We start from the raw sequence: 16,364 nt of genomic DNA on the forward strand, positions 1-16,364 counted from the left end.
AAATGCACATTCCCGACAACTGGACTTTCCAGCGTCCCGAGATCGCCGCGGCGTTCGACGCCCACGTGCGGGAACAGCTGCCGTGGTACGAGCTCGCTACCGGGATCGTCGTCCACTTCGCCCGCCACTTCATCGCGGACGGATCAGTGGTGATCGACCTCGGCGCCAGTACCGGCAACATCGGCCGGGCGCTCGCCCCGACCCTCAGGGCGCGCCGGGCTAACCTGATTGCCGTCGACAACAGCCCGGCGATGCTTGAAGCCTACGCCGCGCCCGGCGTTGTCGAGATCGGTGAGGCCGAGTCCTACGACTTCGCGGCCCGGCGCCCGGACCTCATCATCTGCTTCCTCTCCCTGATGTTCGTCCGGCCGGCTGAGCGCCTCGGCGTCATCAACCGGATGAAGGCGGCCCTACGGCCCGCCGGCGCCCTGATCGTGTTCGACAAGCGCGAGCCGATCGGCGGCGAGGTCGGGCAGATCATGTATCGGCTCACCCTCGCGGCGAAGTACGAGGCCGGGGCGAAGCCGGATGAGGTGATCGCCAAGGAGCTATCCCTGGCCGGGGTCCAGCGCCCTATGCACGCCCAGGAGATGGCCGGGTTCACCGAGATATTCCGCTTCGGTGACTTCTCAGGCTGGATCTTCGCTGCAGCGAAGGTGTGGGAATGAGCAAGCCGCCCAAGAACAAGGGCGGGCGTCCCCCACATGATCCACCCGAGGGCAAGCGCACGGAGGTTGCCGCCCTCGCCAGCTTCGGGATCAAGGAAGAGGATATCGCACGGTATATCGGCGTAGCGATTATGACGCTACGCAAACACTATGCAGAAGAGCTGTTCCGCGGCCGGATATCTGCAAACGCGAAAGTAGCGCAAAGTCTATACAAGAACGCTACGACGCGCGGCCCCGGGCAGACCACAGCGCAGATATTCTGGCTGAAAACGCGCGCCGGCTGGAAGGAGCCGCCCCGGGAGGTCAGCGGGCCGGGCGGCGCGCCCATTACGACCGTGGACCTGTCGAAGGCGACACCGGAACAACTCAATGCGCTTGAGGCAATCTTCGGCCCGCTTGCCGGTGGATCCGGCGACGATGATGGCGGCGCTCCGGGCGGAGAGGGCGAGGAGAGCGCGTGAGGCCGAGGCTGAGCGGGTTGCCCGCGACGCCGAGCGGATCCGGGCCCGCTGCTCCACCCTCCAGGGCTTCGTGAGGGAGGCGTGGCATGTGCTGGAGCCCCGCACCCCCTACGTGCATGGCTGGCATATCGACGCGATCTGCGACCACCTCCAGGCGGTGACGCGGGGCGATATCAACCGGCTGCTCATCAACGTGCCGCCGGGCTCGTCCAAGAGCCTCCTGGCGTCGGTCCTCTGGCAGGCATGGGAGTGGGGGCCGGCGGCGCTGCCCTCGATGCGCTACCTCGCCACCGCGTTCAACGACATCCCGGTCAAGCGCGACACCCGCAAGGCGAGGGATCTGATCCTGTCGGACTGGTACCGGGCGCTCTGGCCCGAGGTGGTTTTGACTCGCGCCGGTGAAACCAGCTTCGCCAACACCCGCACCGGCTCGCGCGAGGGCGTGCCCTTCGGGTCACTGACCTCACAGCGCGGCGACCGGCTGATCATTGACGACCCGCACTCGACCAAGACGGCCGAGAGCCCCGCGGAGCGGGCCGCCACCACCCGCCTGTTCAGGGAGGGCGCGGTCAACCGCCTGAACGACCAGGAGCAGAGCGCGATCGTCGTCATCATGCAGCGCCTGCACGAGGACGACATCAGCGGCACGATCCTGAAGCACAACATGGGGTACGTGCACCTCTGCCTGCCGATGGAATTCGAGGCCGAGCGGCGCTGCGTCACCACGATCGGGTTCAAGGACCCCCGCAAGCGCGATGGCGAGCTGCTCGATCCGATCCGCTTCCCGCGGACCACCGTCGAGCAGCTGCGGAACGATATGGGCTCCTACGCCTATGCCGGGCAATACCAGCAGCGCCCGGCCCCGCGCGAGGGCGGCCTGTTCAAGCGCCACTGGTTCGGGATCGTCCGCGCGGCGCCGGCCGGCTGCGAGTGGGTGCGGTCCTGGGACTTGGCCGCCTCCGAGGCCAAGGGCAGCAGCCAGCCCGCCTACACCGCCGGCCTGCTGCTCGGCCGCGCCCCGGATGGGACGTTCTACATCGCCGACGTGCGGCGCGACCGGGTCTCGGCCGGCAAGCTCGAACGCATGATCGTGAATACCGCCCGCGAGGACGGCGAGGATGTGCGGATCTCACTGCCCCAGGATCCCGGCGGCGCCGGCAAGTTCCAGGCGCAGTACCTGATCGGGCAGCTGGCCGGCTTCATCGCCCGGGCGACGCCCGAGAGCGGCGACAAGGAGACCCGCGCCCTGCCCGTCTCGGCCCAGGCCGAGGCCGGCAATATCGTTCTCGTCGTGGGGCCTTGGAATGAGGCCTTTCTGGACGAGGTGTCCTCCTTCCCCAGTGGCAGCTTCAAGGATCAGGTCGACGCCCTATCGCGCGCCTTCCAAGAACTCGCGAAGTCCAGCTACGGGATGATGTCGGTGCTCGACTGATGTGGTTGATCGACGGCTTCAAGAACTTCCTCAGCGGAATCGGCACCGCCAAGGATAAGACGCTGGGGAATACCCACGTCTTCCTGCCGCGCACGCCCGAGGAGATCCAGGCCGCCTACCGCGGCAACTGGGTCGCTCGCAAAATCGTGGATATCGTGCCGTTCGATATGCTGCGCGAGTGGCGCAGCTGGCAGGCGGACCCCAAGCAGGTCGAGGCGATCGAGGCGGCCGAGAAGGCGCTGAGCCTCCAGACCAAGCTGCTCGACGCCCTGCGCCGGGCCCGGCGCGACGGCGGCGCCGCGCTGCTGATCGGGGACGGCGCGGCCGATCCCAGCCAGCCGCTCGTCCCCGAGCGCCTGCGCCGGGGCGGCATCCGCTATGTCCACGTCCTTGGCCGCTACGAGATCACCCCCGGCCAGATCGATATGCACCCGGAGTCGCCCTGGTTCGGGGAGCCGGTTGAGTGGACGTTGAGCGGCACCAAGAGCGGCGTCCAGCGGATCCACCCCTCGCGCGTCATCCGGTTGATCGGCGCGCCGCTCCTGGAGGTGAACGCCCAGGCCACAGAGCAGGGCTGGGGCGATAGCGTGCTCCAGGCGGTCTTCGATGCGGTGGATCAGGCGACCTCCTCGGCCGCCTACGTCAATGCGATGCTGCCAGAGGCCAAGCAGGACATCATCTTCGTCCCCGGCCTCTCGCGCCAGCTGGCCACGGCCAAGGGTACCGCCGACCTCACGAAACGGTTCGAGTACGCAGCCCAGATGAAGAGCATGGTCAACATGCTCCTGCTGGAGGGCGACGGGCGGAGCCCAGAGGGTGAGGTCTACGAGCAAAAGCAGCTGTCCTTCACCGGCCTGCCCGACGTGGTCCGCCTGTTCCTGCTGGTCGCCTCGGCGGCCGCCGATATCCCGGCGACCCGGCTGCTCGGCCAATCGCCCCAGGGCATGAATGCCACCGGCGATAGCGATACCCGCAACTACTACGACCGCTGCGCTGCCGAGCAGAAGGTCGTCCTCACCCCGGCGATCGCCCGCCTGGACGAGCTCTTGATCCGCCATGCCCTCGGCGATCGCCCTCCGGAGGTCTGGTACGAGTGGCGCCCGCTCTACCAGCCGACCCAGAAGGAGAAGGCCGACGCCTTCAAGACCATCTCGGATGCGGTCAACGTGCTGGCGAACGCCGCCGTCATCCCCGACGAGATCCTGGCGAAGGGCGTCAAGGGCTTCGTCACCGACAGCGGCCTGCTGCCGGGCATTGACGTGGCCTACGATGAGCATGGCGACACGCCGCTGACCGAGGACGATCCGCAGGCCGACCAGTTCGGGCCGGACGGCCAGCCGGCTGAGGGCTTCACCGGCACCGTGGTGCCATTCCCGGCCCGCCAGGTCGCGGACGCCACCCCGCGGAGCCTCTACGTCAGCCGCAAGCTCCTCAATGGGGACGACCTGCTCGCCTGGGCGGGCAGCCAGGGGTTTTCGGACTTGATGCCGGCGCGCGAGCTGCACGTCACCATCGCCTACAGCCGTCAGCCCCTCGACTGGATGAAGGTCGGCCAAACCTGGCAGGGCGAGCAGCTGAAGATCGACGCCGGCGGCCCGCGGCTGATCGAGCGCTTCGGCGAGGCGGTGGTTCTGCTGTTCGCCTCCTCCGACCTGAGGTGGCGCTGGCAGGAGATCATCGACGCGGGCGCCTCGTGGGATCACCCGGAATACCAGCCCCACGTCACGTTCTCATGGAACGCGGGCGACATCGATCTATCCAAGGTCCAGCCCTACAACGGCCCGCTCGTCTTCGGCCCCGAGATCTTCGAGCCGATCGATGAGAACTGGCGGGCAAAGCTGGAGGCCGCCGAGTGATCTGGCTCGGCATCGTCTGGCTCGCCTGCCTCGCGTGGCTGCTCCACGCAGCCGAGCGCGCCCCCGAACTCCCCGGGCACGACTGAAGGACGGCGGATGACCCAACCCGCTTGCAGCCGCCGGAGCGCGCTCGCCGGCCTCCCGGCCCCGCGCCACTGCACGATCTGCGGGCTCTGGCAGGAGGCCGCCGCCGCCGGAATCACCTTCGTCGTCTATCTCGACGGTTAGCGCGTCCGGGGCCTCTGCACCATGGCCGACGATCTCGCCGGCGAGGTCGAGCTCGTCGCGAAGGATGAGCGCGGCAACCCGCGCATGAACCTGGCCCGCCCCGGCGAGGTGCTGCGCGAGATCCGGCGCGGGCGCGTGAAGATCGTCCGCCGGCACAAGCACTGGACCGATCAGGTCTGAGGGAGCCGCCGCGGGCGGCCGGTAGCAGAGGCACCCATGCAGTTCTTCGATCATCTGTCGCTCGGCCAGACGGCCGAGATCGCGAACGCACGCGAGATGCGCAATGGCTCGGTCGTCATCCAGGCGAAGGCGGCCCGCGGCGGCAACGTGCAGGACTACCTCGGCATCGAGGTGGGCAAGCCCGAGATGCCGATCGTCCGCGTCTACCGCGATGCCGATGAGGTCTTCCGGGCCGATAGCCTGCGCACCTTCGGCCACAAGCCCGTCACCCTCGATCATCCCGCCCAGCCGGTCACCCCGGCCACCTGGCGCGATGTCGCCCGCGGGCACGTGGGCGAGGAGGTGCTGCGCGACGGCGAGTTCGTCCGCATCCCCATGCTGCTGGCCGACCAGAGCGCGATCGACGCCGTGAAGGCCGGCAAGCGCGAGCTGTCGGTTGGGTACCAGTGCGACCTCGACTGGACCCCCGGCACCACCCCGGACGGGCGCGCTTACGACGCCCGCCAGACCAACATCGTGGTCGATCACGTCGCGATCGTGGATCGCGGCCGGGCCGGCCCCGACTGCCGCATCGGCGACCAGCGCCCCGCCGACGCGAAGACCATGCGGGCGCTCTCCGTCCAGCAACAGCAGAGGGATGCGATCCCCATGAAGACCCTGACGATCGACGGACACACCGTCGAGATGAGCGACGCCGCGGTGGTCGCGGTGTCCGGACTGCAGAAGCAGATCGGCCAGCTGACGACGGACAACCTGTCGCTCACGAAGCAGCTGAACGAGGCGAATACGACCCACGCCCAGGCGATCGAGGCGAAGGATGGCGAGCTCGCCGCGGCCCGCAAGACCATCGAGGCCAAGGACGGCGAGATCGCGGTCCTCAAGAAGCAGGTCGAGGACGCGGCCCTCACCCCCGACAAGCTGGCGGCCGCGGTGGCGGCGCGTGCCAGCGTCATCGACGTGGCCAAGACTGTGATCGGCGCGACCTTCATGGATGCCGGCAAGACCGACGCCCAGATCCGCCGCGAGGTCGTGTCCGCTCGCCTCGGTGACAGCGCGAAGGATCTCACGGACGGCGCGGTCGAGGGCGCCTTCCTGGCGATCGCCAAGGACGCCAAGCCGGCCGACCCGCTCGCCCGCACCATCGCGGACGGCGTCCAGCCGACCGCCGGCCCGAAGGTGATCGAGGACGCTTACAACGCGAACGTCGATTACCTCACCAATGCCTGGAAGAACATGCCCGCCCGCGCGGCGCAGTGATCCAGTCATTCCTCGTGCAGCACTAGAATAGGAGTAGACTGGAATGCCTCCGGTTCAGACCACCTATGCGGGCGCCATGGCCCCCGCCTTCGAGGGCATGGTCGCCTACATGGAGAGCGACGGGATTATCTCCCGCGTCATCGAGACGGCAGGCGGGATCGGCTTCGGCAAGGCGGCCTTCCAGGGCGCCACGGACGATGCCATCGCCACGACCGGGGCGGTGTTTCGCGGCGTCACCTGCACCGACCACTTCCCCACCCTGACCATTGCGGGCGGCGCGGGCGACCTGCACCCGAAGGGCGACACGGTCTCGGTCATGCACCGCGGCACCGTCTGGGTGCGGGCGACCGGTGCCGTCACGGCCGGCGCGCCTGCCTTCGTCACCCCGGCCGGCGGATTCTCCGCAACGGCGTCCGGCAACACGGCCGTCCCGGCCATCTTCGACAGCTCCGGCGCCGACGGCGCGCTGGTGATGCTGCGGCTCAACCTCCCCTGATCCGGCCTGAGCCGGATCTCCCCTCTCCATCCTGGAAATTGATCGAAAGGAGACACTGACCATGCGAGGCCAGTTTCTGATCGATGCACCGCGCGCCCTGGCCTTTCTGGTCAGCCAGCAGACGTTCATCGAGCCCCAGGTCTACCGGACGCAGTACCCTGAGATCCGCTACCCGCGGCTCGTCCCGGTGGACACCAATGCCCCCGAGTGGATCCCATCCGTCACCTACTACTCGGTCGATCAGGTCGGCCGGGCCAAGTGGATCACCGGTCAGGCGCATGACGTGCCGCGGGCCGATGTGCTGCGCAGCCAGTTCGAGTCCTCGGTCTCGATGGCCGGTATCGGCTACGGCTACGATCTGGAGGAGATCGGCAAGGCGCAGCTGATGGGCCTCAACCTGTCGGCGGACAAGGCCGATGCGGCCCGCCGCGCCTCCGAGGAGTTCATTGATCAGGTCGCCCTGTTCGGCGATCCGGCCAAGGGTTACTCGGGCCTCATCAACAACCCGGGCGTCACCCAGGGCTCGGCGGCGGCGACGGGCACGGGCAGCAGCACGCGCTGGGTGGACAAGACCGCGGATCAGGTGCTGGCCGACGTCAACGGGCAGCTGACCGGCATCTATACCGGTTCATCCACGGTCGAACTCGCGGACACGGTGCTGCTGCCCTACGACCAGATGATTGCGCTCAGCCTGCGGCGGATCGATCCGACCAGCCAGATGACCCTGCTGGACTGGATCCAGCAGAAGAACGTCTACACCATCGAGACCCAGCGCCCGCTCAACGTGTTCGGCGTGCGCGGGCTGGAGACCGCGGGGGCCGGCGGCACGACCCGTATGGTCGCCTACCGGCGCGATCCGGCGGTGGTGAAGCTTTGGATGCCCATGCCCTTCCGGTTCTTCCCGGCCTGGCAGACCGGGCCGTTCAAATTCGACGTGCCCGGCGCCTTCCGCCTCGGCGGCGTCGATATCCGGCGCCCGGGCGCCTTCCGCTACCTCGACGGGATCTGAGGCGCCGCACGGCGCCTCACGCCCCTGAGAGCGGTCCGAGGAGGAATAGCAATGGTGGAGATCACGAACCGGGCCCGTGGCCCGCGCCTGATCTGGGAGAAGGACGAGCGGGGCAACCCGCGCCAGCGTATCCTGCAGGTCGGCGAGACGGCCGACGTGCAGTTGCACAACCCGGACGATCCGATCCTGAAGGTCTGGAAGGACCAGGGGCAGATCGTCTTCGGCGAGGCCGCCGCGGGCGACGATGGCGAGGAGGGCGCCGGCTCGCAGGACGCCGAACTCGATAAGCTCTCCGACGACGAGCTGCGCGCCTACCTCACCGAGCGCGGCGTGCAGGTCGGCAACTGGGGGCGCCGGCGGCTCCTGGCCGAGGCCGAGCGCGCCAAGGCGGGTCAGGGCTGAGCCATGGCCTACGCGCCCCCGACCGTCGCGGATCTCACGGTCCGCTTCCCGGCCTTCGACGGCGTGCCGGACGAGACGATCCTCGCGGCCCTGGAGGATGCGGCGTCGGTGGCCGACAATGGGTGGCCTGAGGCGGACCGGCGCAAGGCCGTGATGCTCCAGGCCGCCCACGACATGACCCTGCGCGGACTCGGGACGGGCGCCGAGGCGGAGCTGGCCAAGGCCGGCGCCCTCGGCTTCACCTCGTTCCGCTCCGGGCAGTTGCAGCTGGATCGCGCAGAGGCCTCCGCCCAGGCGTCCGGCGATCCCCTGGCGCAGACCACCTACGGGCGGGAGCTGCTCGCCCTGATCCGCTCCCACTTCCCCGGCGTGTTGGTGGTCTGATGGGACTGCTCGACGGTAGCCTCGCCGGCGTGTTCGCGGCCGGCTTCTCCTGGCTCTACGCGGATGCGGTCTACACGGTCGACGAGCCGTCCGAGGGCGGGTCGAAGTGGGACCCGGCCCCGCCCACGCCCAAGACCTATCCCTGCAAGGCGATGCGGGACGAGTGGACCGCCTACGAGCGCCAGGGCGGCCTCATCGGCGCCCAGGACTGGAAGGTGCTGGTCCTCACCGAGTCGCTGCCCGTCACCCCCGTGGAGGGCGCCCGCATCACCCTGTACGGGCAGACCCTCACCATCGCCTCGGCCGGCGGCGGCGCGCCCGCCGTCACCACCGACCCAGCCCGCGGGGCCTGGGTGCTGCGCTGCCGGCTCTGATGCGGATCCTGATCGTTCCTGACCCGGGCCGCGACGGCCATGCCGCGGCCGAGCGCGCTGCGGAAACAATCCGCGCGGTGGTGCCGGGCGAGGTCGCCCTGCTCACCTCGTCCCGGTCCGCCAGCCGGCCCGGCCCGGCGGTGTGCCGCGAGGTCCTGCTGGCCCAGGACAAGCCCGCGCCGAAGCGCTGCGGCCTCTGCGGCCTCGGCCCCTGTCGCGAGCGCGTCTGACGCGCCGTGAACCTCACGGCACCGATGCCGTGATCCGTCCCGTCACTCTCAAGGGAGATTTCTCATGGCCGATACCTCCGACACGCCCAAGTCGGCGAAGACGGCGCAGCCGAAGCCCGACGTGGTGGCCGAGCCGAGCGTGCGGCTCCAGCGCCCGGTCGAGGGCTCGGACCAGCCGGTCGTCATCATCGTGACCGAGGATCAGGTGGACGCCTACCTGAAGGACGGCTGGAAGCGCGAGAGCAGCAAGTCCTAATCCCGGCATGGCCGCCTCGATCGCCGACCTGATCGACGCCTGGGCGCCCCGCCTCCAGCGGGCGTTCCTGGCGGCGATCGCCGACATTCAGGACAAGGCCCAGATCGGGGTGATCGCCGCCCTCCTGGAGCGCGGCGACGTCAACGGCGCCGTTGAGGCGGTCGGGCTCGATCCGGTCGCCTTCCGCGCCCTCGACGCCACCACCGCGCAGGCCTTCGAGGATGGCGGCACCTTCACGGTGGCGCGCTTCCCGGCCCTGCGCCAGCCGAACGGGCACCGACTGACGATCCGGTTCGACGTGCGCAACCCCTCGGCCGAGGACTGGCTGCGCGATCATTCCTCGCGAAAAGTGACCGAGATCGTGGACGACCAGCGCGTGATGATCCGCGCGGCGCTCACCGCCGGCATGGTGGCGGGCCGCAACCCGCGGGACGTGGCGCTCGATCTGGTCGGCCGGATCAACCCGGCCACCGGCCGGCGCGAGGGCGGCACCATCGGGCTCACCGCCCACCAAGAGGAGTGGGCACGCCGCTACGCCGACCAGCTCGCCCGCCTCGATCCGGCCGCCCTCACCCGCCAGCTGCGCGACAAGCGCTTCGACAGCACGGTCCGCACGGCGATCGAGCAGGGCAAGGCGCTGAAGGCGGACCAGATCGCCAAGATGGTCCTGGCCTACCGCAACCGGGCGCTCCGGTACCGGGCCGAGACGATCGGCCGGACCGAGGCAATGGCCGCTCTGCATCAGAGCCAGCACGAGGCGACCCAGCAGGCGATCAATGCCGGCCAGATCAACCCGATGCACGTGGAAGAAATCTGGCGCACCACGCTCGACGGGCGCGAGCGCGACACGCACCGCGCGATGAACGGCCAGCGGGTGCGGCGCGGCCAGCCCTTCGTCAGCCCGAGCGGCGCCCGCCTGCGCTACCCGGGCGATCCGCAGGCCCCGGCCGCGGAGATCGTGAACTGCCGCTGTTACGTCGAGGTCAAGGTGAACTTCCTCGCAGGAGTGCGCTGATGGGTGATTTCCAGAGCCAGGTCAGCGAATGGGTGCGCCAGACCGAGGAGCGCCTGACCGCGGTGTTCCGCGAGTCCGCCCAGCGCGTGATCAGCGACATGCAGAGCCGCGTCCCGGTCGATACCGGCTTCCTGAAGTCGTCGCTGCAGGTCTCGACCGACGCCCCGGTCCCGGCCGACCGCAAGCCGCCCCCCGGCGCGGCCCCCGCCTACAACCCGACCGCCGCGACCCTGGCGATCGCCGGGGCCGAGATCGGCGACACCCTCTACGCCAGCTACTCGGCGGTCTACGCGCGCCGCGTCAACTACGGCTTCGTCGGCACCGACAGCCTCGGGCGGACCTACAATCAGGCGGGCCGGCACTTCGTCGGGCTCGCCGCCCAGCGCTGGCCGCAGATCGTGGCGGAGGTCTGCGCCGAGCTGCAGGCCAGCGCGGGGCGCTGACGATGGCGGCCACCGGGACCGAGGCCAAGATCCTCGACGCGCTGCTCGGCTACCTCGCCGGGCTCACCTTCGCGCCGCCCCTGCCCGTGGCGCAGCCGGGCGTCGCCTTCGCGCCCCAGACCGGCAAGGCGTATCTGGAGGCCTCGTTCTACCCGAACACCGCCGGCCTCGACGGGCTGCCGTTCGACAGCGATCGGACCCACGCCGGCCTGTTCGTGCTCACGGTGGTCTGGCCGACCGGCCAGGGCCTCCTCAAGCCCCTCGATGTCGCCGCCCAGGTCCGCCGGGCGTTTGCCGCCGGGACGCGCCTGTGGCGGGACGATCTCGTCGTCTGCGTCGATGAGGTGCCCCAGGTGGACGCTCCGGTCGATGAGGCGCCCTGGGTGCGCGTCGCGGTGACGGTCCGCTGGCGCGTCGGCGTTCCGGCCGACGCCTGATCCGAGTTCGGGCGCTCGCCCGTCCCCCGCCGCCTGCGGGCGGCCTCACCCCTGTCTAGGAGGGCATTATGGCCGGGTTCACTCCCAGCAACGGCTCGAAGCTGTTCATCGGGCCGGCGATCGACATCGACACCATCGACGACACCGGGGCGGCGCTCACCGCGCTCACCGGCTGGGTCGAGGTCAAGGGCGTCAAGGATCTCGGCGCGTTCGGCGACGAGTCGTCCGCGATCACCTCGAACCAGCTCGGCAACAACCGCACCCTGAAGATGAAGGGCACCCGCGACGGCGGCTCGCCCTCGATCGTCGTGGATCGCAAGGAAGGCGACCCCGGCCAGGAGGCGGCCATCGCCGCCGAGAAGACCAACTTCGATTACGGCTTTTACGTCGAGATCCCGAACAAGAAGACCGACGCCGGCAATAACGGCCGGCGGTATTTCGCCGGTCAGGTGATGTCGTGCCGCGAGACGGTCGGGGCCGCCAACAACCCGATCACCATGGCCATCAACATCGGCGTCAACACGGCGACCTTCAAAGTCGCGGCAACCTAACGGAGACCTGACGGATGACTGAGACGCCCGACGAGACCGCGCCGGTCCTGCTCGACCTCGAAACCATCGATCTGGAGGCGGACGCGGAGCGCGGCGCCACCATGCCGGTCGTCAATCCCCGCACCGGAGCCCGGACCGGCGCCACGGTCACTCTGTTGGGCCAGGAGGCCGCCAGCTACCGCGCCAACCTGCGCAAGCTCCGCGACGCGGCGGCGGCCTATCCGGAGCGCGAGCCGACGGACGAGGACACCCGGATGCTCCTCGCCCGCGCCCGGCAGGCCGGCGCCGCCATCACCGGCTGGACCGGGATCGGCTACGGCAAGCAGGCGGTCGAGTTCTCGCGCGAGGCCGCGGTGGAGCTGTGCTTCAAGCGGCCCTGGCTGGCTGACCAGATCCTCGCCTTCATCACCGCACCGGGAAACTTCGCGCGCGGCTGAGCGGGCGGCTCTGCGCCCAGGTCCGGCGCGTCACGCTCGAACAGGCCGCGACCGGCTCCCCCGATCCGTTTCTTGAGCGGGTCCCCCCGGAAGGCGCCTACCTGTGGGATGCCTTCTGGCAGATCGAACGCACGCGCCAGAGCCAGGGCGGCTTCGGCCCGGCGACGTTCACCTACCAGGAGATCGAGGCGGCCAGCCGCCTCCTCGATTTCTCCCTGCGGCCCTGGGAGGTCCGCATCATCGTCGCCATGGATGCCGCCCGGCGCGCGGTCTACCCGGGCAGCCAGGCCGACGACGCGGACGAGCCCAAGATCACCCGCCGGGTGAGCGCCACCGACGCCGAGGGCGTCGAGCGCCTGTTCGACAGCTTCGGGCCGGTGATCGAGATCCCGCCCCCGCCGGCTTAGGGCCACGCGGGCTTGCCGGTCTTCTTGTCGAAGCACTGGGTCTGCCGCGTCATGACCGGCCCGCGCGTCCCTCGGGTGCTGGCGCTCTCGCTCGCCTGCGCGGCCGCAAGGCCGATGTAGGTCGACGCCGCCCGGCACGCCTCAAAGGTCTCGAATTCCGCCGAACCGCTCGTCACCGCGCCGTTCTGCGCGACCATGATCCAGAAGAGCACCCACATGCCTGACGTCGCAGCCCTCGGCCTTGGGATCGACTCGCGCCCCGCGCGCGAGGCCGTCACCGCGCTCGGCGAGCTGACCGCCGCGGCCGGCGGGGCCGAGGCGTCGGTCGGCAAGCTGCTCGCGTCGGCGGATCGGGTCAACGCCGCGCTCGGTACCAGCGCCTCGGGGGCGCGGACGGCGGCCACCGCCCAGCGCGAACTCGGGGCGGCGGTCCAGACCACGGGCGTCAACCTCGACCAGTTCATCGGCAAGGCCGGCGGGGTGGCGCGGGCGGCCAACGACACCACCGCGGCCCTCGCGCGTCAGGCGGCCGGCTGGCGGGCGCTCTCCGAGGCGGGCAAGGACGCCATCCAGCAGTACGACCGCAACAGGCAGGCCATGGCGCAGCTGTCGAGCCTGTCGAGCACCGGAGCGGTCCCGCAGCGGCCGGCGGCGCCCGGCCAGCCGGCCGCGGTGCCCGGCCGGATCAACGCGAACCAAGCCCAGAACCTGTTCTACCAGGGCACCGACATCATCGCCTCGGCGGCGAGCGGGATGAGCCCGGTCACGATCGCGCTCCAGCAGGGCGGGCAGATCGCGCCGACCTTCATGGGACCGAACCGGCCGACCCTGAGCGGCATGGCCGCCCAGGTGACCGAGGCGATCGGCGGCTTCGTGGGCCGGATCGGGATCGTCGGCGGGGCGCTCGGCGGCTTCACGCTGGCGATCGGCGCGGCGGCCGCGGCGGCGTGGTCCTACCGCGCCTCCCAGGACGCGCTGCGGCTCCAGCTCTCCGGCGCCGGCCGCGCCTCGGGCGCGACCCTGCAAGGCATCAACGACCTTGCCGCGGCGAACGCGGGCGCCGCCGGGTTCTCGCAGAGCGAGTACCGCGAGATGGCCGGCACCTTCGCGGCCACCGGCCGGATCGGGCAGGCGATATATGCCGACCTGATCAAGAGCGCGAAGGACTACGCCTACACCACCGGCCAGGACGTTCCCGACGCGATCAAGGATCTGGCGCAAGCCTTCGCCGACCCGGCCAAGGGCGCCGAGGCGCTTCAGGAAAAACTCGGGGGGCTCAACGATCGCACCCTGGAGTCGGTCCGGCGGTTGCAGGAGCAGGGCGACCGCCTGGGCGCGCAGCGCGCCCTGTTCTACGCCTACGCGATGCAGCTCGACAAGGTCTCGGAGCGGACCTCGGCCTGGGCGCAGGTCACGACCTGGGCCGGCAACCAGATCTCCGACCTCTGGGACAAGGTCGGCGGCGCGATCAACAAGGCCGTGACCGGCGGCACCCTGGAGCAGCAGCTCGCGACCGCGCAGGACCTCCTGCGGACCGCCGAGGCCAGCCGGGGCTCGATCGTCTCCGCCCTGATCGGCGGCTCGGACGAGACGATCGATAAGCTCACGAAGCTGGTCCAGGCGATCCAGCAGCAGATCAAGACCCGGGACGACCGCAACGCCCAGGCCACCGCCGCGGCGAACAGCCGGCAGGTGATGGGGATCGTGCGCGGTCTCGATCCGGAGGCCGCCCAGTTCGACAGCCTGAAGAGCAAGGTGGAGCTGCTGCGCAAGGCGATCGCCGACCCGGTGCAGTTCGGCCTCGATCGCAACCAGCTCGCCGAGGTGGCGAACGCCTTCGACCGGATCTCGGCCTCGGTTCGCAATACCACCTACGACATCCTGCGGTTCGGCTCCGAGGCCGGCGCTACGGCCTATCGGGCGGCCGAGCAGGCCAACAAGACGGTCGGGATGAACCCGGTCGAGAAGCAGCTGTCCGACCTCGAATTCAAGCGCCAGCAGGAGCTGAAAAAGTTCGACGGCGTTCCGACCCGCGAGGAACTGAATAAAGAGTATGAATCCCGCCTCAATGATCCCAACCTCGACGCCCGGGATCTCGCCAGTATTGTCGCGGAGCGCAACAAGCGGATGGAGCTGGTCGCCGCGCGCGAGACCGCGAACGCGGCGGCCGACAAGGAGCGCGATACCATCCTGAAGACGGCCGAGGAGGCGGCCAAGCGGTCGAGCAGCGCGACCACCGACCTGTTCATCAAGGCGATGATCGGGGCCGAGAGCGGCGGGGACCAGTTCGCCAAGAACCCGAATTCCTCGGCGAGCGGCATCGGCCAGTTCGTCCGCAAGACGTGGATCCCGCTGTTCCGGCAGACCTTCCCCGACCGCGCGCAGGGCATGAGCGACGAGGCCGTTTGGGGGCGGCGCTGGGACCGCGACGACCAGATGGCGCTGATCAAGGTCTACGCCGAGCAGAACCGCCGGAAGCTGGAGACCGCCCAGCTCGATACGAGCCTGCGCAACCAGTACCTGATGTGGTTCGCCGGCCCGAAGGGCGGTCTCGACCTGCTGCGCGCGGACCCGAACACGCCCGTCAGCGAGATCCTGAGCCCGGACGCGATTGCCGCGAACCGCAAGGTTCTCGCCGGAAAGACCGCCGGGCAGGTGCTCAACTGGGCCGACGCCGCCATCAACCGGAAGCTGCCCGACGCCCAGGCGGCCGAGCGCCAGATCGCCGTCGACCGCTCGCGGATCACCACCACCGAGCAGACCAGCGAAGCGCTCGCCCGGCAGGACAAGATCCAGGAGCTGCTGAATTCCCGCCGCGAGGCCGGCACGGCGATCGGCCTCAAGTTCAAGACCGCCCAGGAGCTGCTGACCGCCAACGAGAAGGACCTGACCGACGCCGAGCGGGCGGAACGCGACACGATCCTGAGCCTCGCCGACGCGCACTCCAAGAACGTCGCGGCCATGCAGCAGTCGAAGATCATGCAGGACGCCCTGTTCCAGGCCTCCCAGCTCGGACGCACCGACAGCGAGCAGCGGATCGCCTCCCGCCTGCGCGGCACCGGCCTCGGCATGGACAGCCCGGAGGCCGAGGTGATGCGCGTCACCGACGCCCTGGGCGAGGCCAAGGCGGTGGCCAAGGACGCCTTCAGCGGGCTGGCGAGCGACCTGCGCCGCGGCGTCTCGGCGGCCGAGGCGCTCCAGAACGTGATGAACCGCATCATCGACAAGCTGGCGAACATGGCCATCGACAAGCTGGTCAGCGGCATGTTCAGCGGCATCAAAGTCGACGGCAGCGGCGGCCTCAGCTTCGGCGGCAGCGGGCTCGGCGGGATCTTCGGTAAGATCTTCGGCGGCGGCGGTGGCGCGAGCAGCGCGGCCGACTCGGTGATCACCGCGGCGGACGGCACCCTCTGGTTCGCCGAGGGCGGCTACACCGGGGCGGGCGGCAAGTACGACCCGGCCGGCATCGTCCACCGCGGCGAGTACGTGTTCGACGCCGCCACCGTCGCGAAGGTCGGGGTGGGCACGCTCGACGCCCTGCGGGGCCGCCTGCGCGGCTATGCGGAGGGCGGCTATGTCAGCCCGGCCGACTATCCGGTGCCGGCCGCGCCCGCGCCCGCGAACAGCAACCAGCCGGCCAACGGGCCGACCTTCATCGCCCAGATCACCTCGCAGGCGACCGGCGATCCCCAGGCCGACCAGCGCGCGGCCAAGGCCAACGCCAAGGCGATGCGGGCGGAATACGAGAAGATGTGGATGGCGATGGCCCAGCGCGAAATGCGGCCGGGCGGAGCCCTGCACGCCGCCGGGGCGCGCCGCGCCTCCTGATCCCCGCACGAGG

Annotated in this window: 22 protein-coding genes; 21 read left to right on the top strand and 1 reads right to left on the bottom strand. The window is 69.9% G+C overall.

Annotation, left to right across the window (positions count from 1 at the left end):
• Positions 1–2 precede the first annotated feature (2 nt).
• The 20 genes from MNOD_RS33020 (at position 3) to MNOD_RS50795 (ending at position 12,523) form a co-directional block, all read left to right on the top strand.
• The gene (locus tag MNOD_RS33020) at positions 3–668 is read left to right on the top strand and encodes a methyltransferase domain-containing protein (RefSeq protein WP_244424609.1); all 666 of its coding nucleotides are present in this window, start codon (positions 3–5) and stop codon (positions 666–668) included.
• The gene (locus MNOD_RS42460) at positions 665–1,129 is read left to right on the top strand and encodes a hypothetical protein (RefSeq protein ID WP_015933301.1); all 465 of its coding nucleotides are present in this window, start codon (positions 665–667) and stop codon (positions 1,127–1,129) included. Before MNOD_RS33020 ends, MNOD_RS42460 begins: the two co-directional genes overlap by 4 nt.
• Positions 1,086–2,561: a phage terminase large subunit gene (gene terL, locus MNOD_RS33030; protein ID WP_015933302.1), complete on the top strand. Its 1,476-nt coding sequence runs from the start codon at positions 1,086–1,088 to the stop codon at positions 2,559–2,561. Before MNOD_RS42460 ends, terL begins: the two co-directional genes overlap by 44 nt.
• Positions 2,561–4,417 (top strand): phage portal protein, encoded by a 1,857-nt coding sequence (locus MNOD_RS33035; RefSeq protein WP_015933303.1) that lies wholly within the window; start codon positions 2,561–2,563, stop codon positions 4,415–4,417. The genes terL and MNOD_RS33035 overlap by 1 nt, the downstream gene beginning before the upstream one ends.
• A gap of 96 nt (positions 4,418–4,513) precedes the next feature.
• Complete coding sequence (locus MNOD_RS50170; protein WP_015933304.1) at positions 4,514–4,645, top strand: hypothetical protein; 132 nt, start codon at positions 4,514–4,516, stop codon at positions 4,643–4,645.
• Positions 4,646–4,666: 21 nt separating this feature from the next.
• Complete coding sequence (locus tag MNOD_RS47360; protein ID WP_015933305.1) at positions 4,667–4,825, top strand: hypothetical protein; 159 nt, start codon at positions 4,667–4,669, stop codon at positions 4,823–4,825.
• 36 nt (positions 4,826–4,861) lie between these two features.
• Positions 4,862–6,082, top strand: a complete 1,221-nt coding sequence (locus tag MNOD_RS33040) for a DUF2213 domain-containing protein (RefSeq protein WP_015933306.1) — start codon at positions 4,862–4,864, stop codon at positions 6,080–6,082.
• A 43-nt stretch (positions 6,083–6,125) separates the two neighbouring features.
• Positions 6,126–6,578, top strand: a complete 453-nt coding sequence (locus tag MNOD_RS33045) for a structural cement protein Gp24 (RefSeq protein WP_015933307.1) — start codon at positions 6,126–6,128, stop codon at positions 6,576–6,578.
• Positions 6,579–6,639: 61 nt separating this feature from the next.
• The gene (locus tag MNOD_RS33050) at positions 6,640–7,587 is read left to right on the top strand and encodes a DUF2184 domain-containing protein (RefSeq protein WP_015933308.1); all 948 of its coding nucleotides are present in this window, start codon (positions 6,640–6,642) and stop codon (positions 7,585–7,587) included.
• 51 nt (positions 7,588–7,638) lie between these two features.
• Positions 7,639–7,989 (top strand): hypothetical protein, encoded by a 351-nt coding sequence (locus MNOD_RS42010; protein WP_015933309.1) that lies wholly within the window; start codon positions 7,639–7,641, stop codon positions 7,987–7,989.
• A gap of 3 nt (positions 7,990–7,992) precedes the next feature.
• Positions 7,993–8,373: a DUF4054 domain-containing protein gene (locus MNOD_RS33060; RefSeq protein ID WP_015933310.1), complete on the top strand. Its 381-nt coding sequence runs from the start codon at positions 7,993–7,995 to the stop codon at positions 8,371–8,373.
• Positions 8,373–8,747, top strand: coding sequence for a hypothetical protein (locus tag MNOD_RS33065; RefSeq protein ID WP_015933311.1), 375 nt, complete (start codon positions 8,373–8,375; stop codon positions 8,745–8,747). The genes MNOD_RS33060 and MNOD_RS33065 overlap by 1 nt, the downstream gene beginning before the upstream one ends.
• Positions 8,747–8,977 carry a hypothetical protein gene (locus MNOD_RS33070; RefSeq protein WP_015933312.1) on the top strand — a complete coding sequence of 77 codons (231 nt, stop codon included), beginning with the start codon at positions 8,747–8,749 and terminating at the stop codon, positions 8,975–8,977. Before MNOD_RS33065 ends, MNOD_RS33070 begins: the two co-directional genes overlap by 1 nt.
• Before the next feature lie 64 nt (positions 8,978–9,041).
• Positions 9,042–9,233: a hypothetical protein gene (locus MNOD_RS33075; RefSeq protein ID WP_015933313.1), complete on the top strand. Its 192-nt coding sequence runs from the start codon at positions 9,042–9,044 to the stop codon at positions 9,231–9,233.
• Positions 9,234–9,240: 7 nt separating this feature from the next.
• Entirely contained in the window at positions 9,241–10,248 is a 1,008-nt protein-coding gene (locus MNOD_RS33080) for a phage minor head protein (RefSeq protein ID WP_015933314.1), read from the top strand.
• On the top strand, positions 10,248–10,691 hold the full coding sequence (locus MNOD_RS33085) for an HK97 gp10 family phage protein (protein ID WP_015933315.1): 444 nt from the start codon (positions 10,248–10,250) through the stop codon (positions 10,689–10,691). The genes MNOD_RS33080 and MNOD_RS33085 overlap by 1 nt, the downstream gene beginning before the upstream one ends.
• A 2-nt stretch (positions 10,692–10,693) precedes the next feature.
• Complete coding sequence (locus tag MNOD_RS42015) at positions 10,694–11,128, top strand: DUF4128 domain-containing protein (protein WP_015933316.1); 435 nt, start codon at positions 10,694–10,696, stop codon at positions 11,126–11,128.
• Positions 11,129–11,196: 68 nt separating this feature from the next.
• Positions 11,197–11,679 (top strand): hypothetical protein, encoded by a 483-nt coding sequence (locus tag MNOD_RS33095; protein ID WP_015933317.1) that lies wholly within the window; start codon positions 11,197–11,199, stop codon positions 11,677–11,679.
• A 14-nt stretch (positions 11,680–11,693) separates the two neighbouring features.
• Positions 11,694–12,116 carry a hypothetical protein gene (locus MNOD_RS33100; RefSeq protein ID WP_015933318.1) on the top strand — a complete coding sequence of 141 codons (423 nt, stop codon included), beginning with the start codon at positions 11,694–11,696 and terminating at the stop codon, positions 12,114–12,116.
• On the top strand, positions 12,113–12,523 hold the full coding sequence (locus MNOD_RS50795) for a phage tail assembly chaperone (RefSeq protein ID WP_425277521.1): 411 nt from the start codon (positions 12,113–12,115) through the stop codon (positions 12,521–12,523). The genes MNOD_RS33100 and MNOD_RS50795 overlap by 4 nt, the downstream gene beginning before the upstream one ends.
• On the opposite strand, the gene MNOD_RS33105 is transcribed toward MNOD_RS50795, so the two are convergent.
• Positions 12,520–12,741 carry a hypothetical protein gene (locus tag MNOD_RS33105; RefSeq protein WP_043749887.1) on the bottom strand — a complete coding sequence of 74 codons (222 nt, stop codon included), beginning with the start codon at positions 12,739–12,741 and terminating at the stop codon, positions 12,520–12,522. The genes MNOD_RS50795 and MNOD_RS33105 overlap by 4 nt on opposite strands.
• Between MNOD_RS33105 and MNOD_RS33110 the strand changes: the two genes are divergently transcribed.
• Positions 12,740–16,351 carry a phage tail length tape measure family protein gene (locus tag MNOD_RS33110; RefSeq protein ID WP_015933320.1) on the top strand — a complete coding sequence of 1,204 codons (3,612 nt, stop codon included), beginning with the start codon at positions 12,740–12,742 and terminating at the stop codon, positions 16,349–16,351. The two genes, MNOD_RS33105 and MNOD_RS33110, sit on opposite strands and share 2 nt — an antisense overlap.
• Positions 16,352–16,364 lie beyond the last annotated feature (13 nt).

Origin of the sequence: Methylobacterium nodulans ORS 2060, assembly GCF_000022085.1 — a bacterium.
Lineage (GTDB): Bacteria > Pseudomonadota > Alphaproteobacteria > Rhizobiales > Beijerinckiaceae > Methylobacterium > Methylobacterium nodulans.

Excerpts from the sequence above, each read along its gene's own strand:
- MNOD_RS33105 (WP_043749887.1), bottom strand. The coding sequence starts at position 12,741 with ATGTGGGTGCTCTTCTGGATCATGGTCGCGCAGAACGGCGCGGTGACG.
- MNOD_RS33095 (WP_015933317.1), top strand. The coding sequence starts at position 11,197 with ATGGCCGGGTTCACTCCCAGCAACGGCTCGAAGCTGTTCATCGGGCCG.
- MNOD_RS33075 (WP_015933313.1), top strand. The coding sequence starts at position 9,042 with ATGGCCGATACCTCCGACACGCCCAAGTCGGCGAAGACGGCGCAGCCG.
- MNOD_RS47360 (WP_015933305.1), top strand. The coding sequence starts at position 4,667 with ATGGCCGACGATCTCGCCGGCGAGGTCGAGCTCGTCGCGAAGGATGAG.
- MNOD_RS33110 (WP_015933320.1), top strand. The coding sequence starts at position 12,740 with ATGCCTGACGTCGCAGCCCTCGGCCTTGGGATCGACTCGCGCCCCGCG.
- MNOD_RS42015 (WP_015933316.1), top strand. The coding sequence starts at position 10,694 with ATGGCGGCCACCGGGACCGAGGCCAAGATCCTCGACGCGCTGCTCGGC.
- MNOD_RS33070 (WP_015933312.1), top strand. The coding sequence starts at position 8,747 with ATGCGGATCCTGATCGTTCCTGACCCGGGCCGCGACGGCCATGCCGCG.
- MNOD_RS42010 (WP_015933309.1), top strand. The coding sequence starts at position 7,639 with ATGGTGGAGATCACGAACCGGGCCCGTGGCCCGCGCCTGATCTGGGAG.
- MNOD_RS33065 (WP_015933311.1), top strand. The coding sequence starts at position 8,373 with ATGGGACTGCTCGACGGTAGCCTCGCCGGCGTGTTCGCGGCCGGCTTC.
- MNOD_RS33040 (WP_015933306.1), top strand. The coding sequence starts at position 4,862 with ATGCAGTTCTTCGATCATCTGTCGCTCGGCCAGACGGCCGAGATCGCG.
- MNOD_RS33050 (WP_015933308.1), top strand. The coding sequence starts at position 6,640 with ATGCGAGGCCAGTTTCTGATCGATGCACCGCGCGCCCTGGCCTTTCTG.
- MNOD_RS33045 (WP_015933307.1), top strand. The coding sequence starts at position 6,126 with ATGCCTCCGGTTCAGACCACCTATGCGGGCGCCATGGCCCCCGCCTTC.
- MNOD_RS33085 (WP_015933315.1), top strand. The coding sequence starts at position 10,248 with ATGGGTGATTTCCAGAGCCAGGTCAGCGAATGGGTGCGCCAGACCGAG.
- MNOD_RS42460 (WP_015933301.1), top strand. The coding sequence starts at position 665 with ATGAGCAAGCCGCCCAAGAACAAGGGCGGGCGTCCCCCACATGATCCA.
- MNOD_RS33020 (WP_244424609.1), top strand. The coding sequence starts at position 3 with ATGCACATTCCCGACAACTGGACTTTCCAGCGTCCCGAGATCGCCGCG.
- MNOD_RS33060 (WP_015933310.1), top strand. The coding sequence starts at position 7,993 with ATGGCCTACGCGCCCCCGACCGTCGCGGATCTCACGGTCCGCTTCCCG.
- MNOD_RS33100 (WP_015933318.1), top strand. The coding sequence starts at position 11,694 with ATGACTGAGACGCCCGACGAGACCGCGCCGGTCCTGCTCGACCTCGAA.
- MNOD_RS33080 (WP_015933314.1), top strand. The coding sequence starts at position 9,241 with ATGGCCGCCTCGATCGCCGACCTGATCGACGCCTGGGCGCCCCGCCTC.
- MNOD_RS33035 (WP_015933303.1), top strand. The coding sequence starts at position 2,561 with ATGTGGTTGATCGACGGCTTCAAGAACTTCCTCAGCGGAATCGGCACC.
- MNOD_RS50170 (WP_015933304.1), top strand. The coding sequence starts at position 4,514 with ATGACCCAACCCGCTTGCAGCCGCCGGAGCGCGCTCGCCGGCCTCCCG.
- terL (WP_015933302.1), top strand. The coding sequence starts at position 1,086 with ATGATGGCGGCGCTCCGGGCGGAGAGGGCGAGGAGAGCGCGTGAGGCC.